The organism is Mesorhizobium sp. M2A.F.Ca.ET.037.01.1.1 (assembly GCF_003998075.1).
In the GTDB taxonomy this organism is placed as follows: Bacteria; Pseudomonadota; Alphaproteobacteria; order Rhizobiales; family Rhizobiaceae; genus Mesorhizobium.
The window spans coordinates 1-5251 of the sequence record NZ_RZSA01000427.1; the positions used below are offsets into that span (position 1 = coordinate 1).

The 5251-nt window shown below is 65.9% G+C and carries 5 protein-coding genes and 1 pseudogene; 1 reads left to right on the top strand and 5 read right to left on the bottom strand.

Features of this window, described 5'->3' with window-relative positions:
• Nucleotides 1-87 precede the first annotated feature (87 nt).
• Nucleotides 88-1215, top strand: a complete 1128-nt coding sequence (locus tag EOA27_RS20480; RefSeq protein ID WP_126078122.1) for a serine hydrolase domain-containing protein — start codon at nucleotides 88-90, stop codon at nucleotides 1213-1215.
• A 9-nt stretch (nucleotides 1216-1224) separates the two neighbouring features.
• Here the strand turns inward: EOA27_RS20480 and EOA27_RS20485 are convergent, their stop codons facing one another.
• The 5 genes and pseudogenes from EOA27_RS20485 to EOA27_RS20505 form a co-directional block, all read right to left on the bottom strand.
• The gene (locus tag EOA27_RS20485) at nucleotides 1225-2847 is read right to left on the bottom strand and encodes an ABC-F family ATP-binding cassette domain-containing protein (protein ID WP_126078123.1); all 1623 of its coding nucleotides are present in this window, start codon (nucleotides 2845-2847) and stop codon (nucleotides 1225-1227) included.
• 242 nt (nucleotides 2848-3089) lie between these two features.
• On the bottom strand, nucleotides 3090-3833 hold the full coding sequence (locus EOA27_RS20490) for a 2OG-Fe(II) oxygenase (protein WP_126078124.1): 744 nt from the start codon (nucleotides 3831-3833) through the stop codon (nucleotides 3090-3092).
• A gap of 103 nt (nucleotides 3834-3936) precedes the next feature.
• Nucleotides 3937-4131 (bottom strand): annotated as a pseudogene (locus tag EOA27_RS42215) (precorrin-3B synthase); the annotation flags it as partial.
• Nucleotides 4109-4636 carry a hypothetical protein gene (locus tag EOA27_RS20500; protein ID WP_126078126.1) on the bottom strand — a complete coding sequence of 176 codons (528 nt, stop codon included), beginning with the start codon at nucleotides 4634-4636 and terminating at the stop codon, nucleotides 4109-4111. The gene EOA27_RS20500 and the pseudogene EOA27_RS42215, both read right to left, overlap by 23 nt.
• Before the next feature lie 5 nt (nucleotides 4637-4641).
• Complete coding sequence (locus EOA27_RS20505; protein WP_126078127.1) at nucleotides 4642-5064, bottom strand: OsmC family protein; 423 nt, start codon at nucleotides 5062-5064, stop codon at nucleotides 4642-4644.
• Between the last annotated feature and the right edge of the window lie 187 nt (nucleotides 5065-5251).

Here is a 5251-nt window from a genome sequence, read left to right on the forward strand (position 1 = left end):
GCGCTAATTGGATGCTGGCAGCTTGCCTGGTTCAGCGGCTTTGTGACCAAGCTGTTCGGCTGAGGCGCATTAGGTGGGAATCCGCGCATGACCATAGAGGGTTTCTGCGATCCGCGTTTTGCCGGCGTGCGCGACGCGTTCGCCTGGTGTTTCTCCCAAGGCCTCGAACATGGCGGCGGCGTCTCAGTCGTGGCCGACGGCAAGACCGTCGTCGACCTTTGGGGCGGTCATGCCGATGCCGCGCGCACCCGGCCATGGCGGCGTGACACGCTGGTCAATGTCTGGTCTTGCACCAAGGGCGTCGTGGCGCTGGCGATCGCCATGCTGGTGGAGCGCGGCAAGCTGGACTATGCCGCGCCGGTCGCGCGCTATTGGCCGGAATTCGCGGCCGGCGGCAAGGAGCGCATCACACTCGATCAGGTCATGTCGCACCAGTCCGGGCTGAACGGCCTTGCCGTGCCGATGGACGAGGCAGGCCTGCTCGCCTGGACGCCCTATGCCGATGCGCTTGCCGCCATGGCGCCGCTGTGGGAGCCCGGCAGCCGTTGCGTCTATCATGCGCTCAGCTACGGCCATCTTGCCGGCGAGGTGCTGCGGCGCGTCGACGGGCGCAGCGTCGGCCGCTTCATCGCGGAAGAAATCGCCGGCCCGCTTGGGGCCGATTTCCATGTCGGCCTGCCGCAAACGGACGATTTCCGAGCCGCCGAGATGATCGAGGGCCCGAAGGCTTCGGAGTGGGTCGACATCGTGCGCGCCTCGCCCTTTCCCCATGCATGCGACAACCCGGCGCCCCGCGCCCTGGCGCCCAACGACCGCGCCTGGCGCGCCGCAGAGGTGCCCGGTGGCAACGGCCAGTCCACCGCCCATGCGCTGGCGCGCATCTACGGAATGATGGCGGCAGGCGGGACGTTTGAAGGCAAGCGCCTGATCGGCCGCGCGGCGATCGAGGAGGCCGGGAGGCCGCGCTTTCGCGGCATGGACGACAGCTTCGCGCTGCCGGCCGCCTTCGCCGCCGGCTATCAGATCGAGGATCCCGTCTATGCCGGTCGCGCATCGCCGCAAAGCTTCGGCCATACCGGCTGGGGCGGCGCCATCGGCTTTGCCGATCCCGGCGCCGGTGTCGGGTTCGGCTACGTCACCAACCGCATGCTGGGGTTCGACGATGTCGACCCGCGCCGCAAGGCGCTGATCGACGCCGTCTACGACGCGCTCTGAAAAAGATCCCTAGCTTCTCAGCCCCGGTGCCTCCTGCCCCGTGCGCGCGACATATTCGGTGTAGCCGCCGCCATAGGTGTGGATGCCGTCGGGCGTGAGCTCCAGCACGCGGTTCGACAGCGCCGCCAGGAAATGGCGGTCGTGCGAGACGAAGAGCATCGTGCCTTCATACTGCGACAGCGCCTCGATCAGCATCTGCTTGGTCGTGATGTCGAGGTGGTTGGTCGGCTCGTCGAGCACCAGGAGGTTGGGCGGGTCGAACAGCATCAGCGCCATCACCAGGCGGGCCTTCTCGCCGCCCGACAGCACGCGGCACTTCTTCTCGATCTCGTCGCCGGAAAAGCCGAAGCAGCCGGCAAGCGCGCGCAGCGGCGCCTGGCCGGCCTGCGGGAAATTATCCTCCAGCGTCTGGAAGACGGTGCGCTCGCCGTCGAGCAGTTCCATGGCGTGCTGGGCGAAATAGCCCATCTTGACGCTCGGACCGCGCGCGACGGAGCCCTCGTCGGGCTCGGAGGCGCCGGCCACAAGCTTGAGCAGCGTCGACTTGCCGGCGCCGTTGACGCCCATCACGCACCAGCGCTCGCGGCGGCGGATCTGGAAGTCGAGGCCCGAATAGATCGAGCGGCTGCCATAGGATTTGTGGATGCCTTTCAGCGTCGCCACGTCCTCGCCGCAGCGCGGCGCCGGCTGGAACTCGAAGGCCACCGTCTGGCGGCGCTTGGGCGGCTCGACGCGGTCTATCTTGTCGAGCTTCTTCACCCGGCTCTGCACCTGCGCGGCGTGCGAGGCGCGCGCCTTGAAGCGCTCGATGAAGGCGATCTCCTTGGCCAGCATCGCCTGCTGGCGCTCGAACTGCGCCTGCAACTGCTTGTCGGCGAGAGCCCGCTGCTCCTGGTAGAATTCGTAATTGCCGGAATAGGACGTGAGCGCGCCGGCATCGATCTCGATGATCTTGTTGACGATGCGGTTCATGAACTCGCGGTCGTGCGAGGTCATCAAAAGCGCGCCGTCATAGTCCTTCAGGAATTTCTCCAGCCAGATCAGGCTTTCGAGGTCGAGATGGTTCGATGGCTCGTCGAGCAGCATGACGTCGGGTCGCATCAACAGGATGCGTGCCAGCGCGACGCGCATCTTCCAGCCGCCTGAGAGCTTTGAGACGTCGCCGTCCATCATCTCCTGGCTGAAGCCGAGCCCGTCCAGCACCTCGCGGGCGCGGCCGTCCAGCGCATAGCCGTCGAGCTCCTCGAAACGGTGCTGCAATTCGCCGTAGCGCTCGATGATTGCGTCCATCTCGTCGGCGCGCTCGGGATCGCCCATGGCGTGCTCGAGCTCGCGCATCTCAGCCGCCACCGCGCTCACCGGCCCCGCGCCTTCCATGACCTCGGCTACGGCGCTCATACCGCCCATGTCGCCGACATCCTGGCTGAAATAGCCTATGGTGACGCCGCGATCGACCGAGACCTGGCCCTCGTCCGGCTGTTCCTCACCGATGATCATGCGGAACAAGGTCGTCTTGCCGGCGCCGTTCGGGCCGACCAGCCCGACCTTCTCGCCCTTCTGCAAGGCGGCCGAAGCTTCGATGAAGACGATCTGTCGGCCGTTCTGCTTGCCGATATTTTCGAGACGGATCATGGGGCGGTCCGGGAAACTGCGCTGATGTGGCGGGATTTGGCCCGGCGTGTACGCGAATGAGGGTGCGAGGGGAAGAGGCAGAAGCGCCGCAGGATGAAGGTTCCTCGCCCCCACGAAGTGGGGGAGAGGTGGCTCGGCGAAGCCGAGACGGAGAGGGGGAGCGCCCTACGAAGACCCCCTCTCCGTCCGCTTCGCGGACACCTCTCCCCCGCCTCGGCGGGGGCGAGGAACGGCGCTGCGCCCTACTTCGCGTCGTGGAAGATAATGCCCACCGTATGCCGCCGCCCCGACCGCAACCGACTCACGCCGTGGCGCAGATTCACCCGATAAAACCCCCTCGTACCCTGCACCGGCCGGTTGTGCGCGGCGAAAATCACCGCGTCGCCGCGCTTCAGCGGCACCACCTCGGCGCGGCTTTGCATGCGCGGGCGCTGTTCGGTGAGCACGAATTCGCCGCCGGTGAAATCCTCGCCGGGCTCGGACAACAGGATCGCCACCTGCAGCGGAAAGGCGAGCGCGCCGTAAAGGTCCTGGTGCAGGCAGTTGAAGTCGCCGGGGCCGTATTGCAGGAGAAGCGGCGTCGGTCTGGTCTGGCCTTCATCGTGGCAGCGCTTTAGGAAAGCGGCGTGGTCGGCCGGATAGCGAAGCGCCACGCCCATCTTCTCGTTCCAATCGTTGGCGACCGCGGCTAGGCGCGGATAGAGCGCAGTGCGCAGGCCTTCGATCAGGTCCGGCAGCGGGTATTTGAAGTAGCCATATTCGCCTTTGCCGAAGCCGTGACGAGCCATGATCACATGGCTGCGGAAATGCTCCTCATGCGGGTAGAGGCTGGCGATTTCGGCGCATTCTTCGGCCGTCAGCAGGCCGGGCATGACGGCGCAGCCATGCGCATTGAGGTCGGAGACGACGCCGCGCCAATCCTGCGCGGCGACGCGGGATTCGGCGGAGCGGCTGGCGCGCTTGGTGCTCAGGGAATGGATGGTCATGGGTCGGCTCCTTCGATGCGAACCAAAGTGGGGCGAAGCCAATGTAAGGGCCACCCGATTCCTGCGGAGTGAATGAGATCGTTGGAGAAGCCGGCGGGACAGCGCCCCCCTCTGTCCTGCCGGACATCTCCCCCACTTGGGGGGAGATTGGCAGCTGAGGCGGCGGCGCTCCTTCTTGCGACGCCGGTGATTGGCGAAAGCGGCGATGACAGCTGATCTCCCCCCTTGTGGGGGAGATGTCCGGCAGGACAGAGGGGGGCGCGAAGGAACTCGACCTAGGCTTTCCTCCGATACCCATCCAGCTCCGGGTCGAGATCCACCTTCACCGCATTGGTGAACACGCAGGTCGCCACCATGATGCCGGCGAAGGCGGTGAGATTGACCAGCAGCGTTTCGTCGTAGCGGGCCTTGAGCGCGGCCCAGGTCTCGTCCGGAACGGCGTTCGTATCGGCGGCAACCGCCTTGCCGAAGTCGATCAAAAGCGTCTCATCCACGGTCGGCTCGATCGCCTCTGGATCGAGGCCGCTATCGATCAGCGCGCGGCGGAAGAAGGTGACCGGGACCTCGGCGCGCATCGTCTCGGCAATCGCCTTCGAGAACAGCCAGATGGCGCGGTCGTCGAGCGCGGGCTTCAGCAGGTCTCGCAGCGTGAACCATTCGGCGTAGATGCGATGCGCGGCGGGCGAATGCAGCAGGATGCGCTTCATGTTGGTCATGCGGCCGCGCAGCTTGAGCTCGCGGTCATGCTCGGCGCGGATGTCGTCGGAGGCGGTGGCGTAGTCGATTGCGGAGATATGCGCCATCGCGATCATCCCAGCGTCGCATGAAGCGCCGGCGCGCCGCGCAGCGTGTTGGAGACGGTGCAGATGTCTTCCGCATCCGCCAGGATGCGCTTTTTGGTGGCCGCGTCGAGGTCGCCGGTGATCTCCAATCTAACGGTGAACGTCTCTACGCGCGACGGCTCTTCCTTCGCCTTCTCACCGGTCACGTCCGCCCTCACCTCGCCGAGCCTGTCGGCGACGCCGAGGCGGGTCGCGGCGATGCGGGCGCTGAGCACCATGCAGGCGGCCAAGGAGGCATAGAGCAGGTCAAGCGGGCTGAAGCCGGGGGCGCTGACTTGTGTAACGACATCGACCATGCCACCGGTCGGGGTGGTTATCGTCGGCAGGCCGCCCAGCGGCATGACGGCGAGCGCGCCGGCGTTGCGGGTTCTGATCTTGAAGTCAGCCATCGTGTCGTCTCCACTTTGGAGGCTATTGATAGCGGACGCGAATTGACGAGGACAACCTGCAACGTCAGCGCTGCCCCTCATTGTCCTGCCGGCATCTTCTCCCCGTATAGTGACGGGGAGAAGGGGCTGGTGTCCGAACCGGATAGATAGGTAACAGAATGGACCGATTAGATGGGTGACAGTTTTC

What these genes read in the sequence shown, in the direction of transcription:
- EOA27_RS20490 (WP_126078124.1), bottom strand. Translation starts at nt 3,833, where the DNA reads ATGACCATCCATTCCCTGAGCACCAAGCGCGCCAGCCGCTCCGCCGAA.
- EOA27_RS20485 (WP_126078123.1), bottom strand. Translation starts at nt 2,847, where the DNA reads ATGATCCGTCTCGAAAATATCGGCAAGCAGAACGGCCGACAGATCGTC.
- EOA27_RS20500 (WP_126078126.1), bottom strand. Translation starts at nt 4,636, where the DNA reads ATGGCGCATATCTCCGCAATCGACTACGCCACCGCCTCCGACGACATC.
- EOA27_RS20505 (WP_126078127.1), bottom strand. Translation starts at nt 5,064, where the DNA reads ATGGCTGACTTCAAGATCAGAACCCGCAACGCCGGCGCGCTCGCCGTC.
- EOA27_RS20480 (WP_126078122.1), top strand. Translation starts at nt 88, where the DNA reads ATGACCATAGAGGGTTTCTGCGATCCGCGTTTTGCCGGCGTGCGCGAC.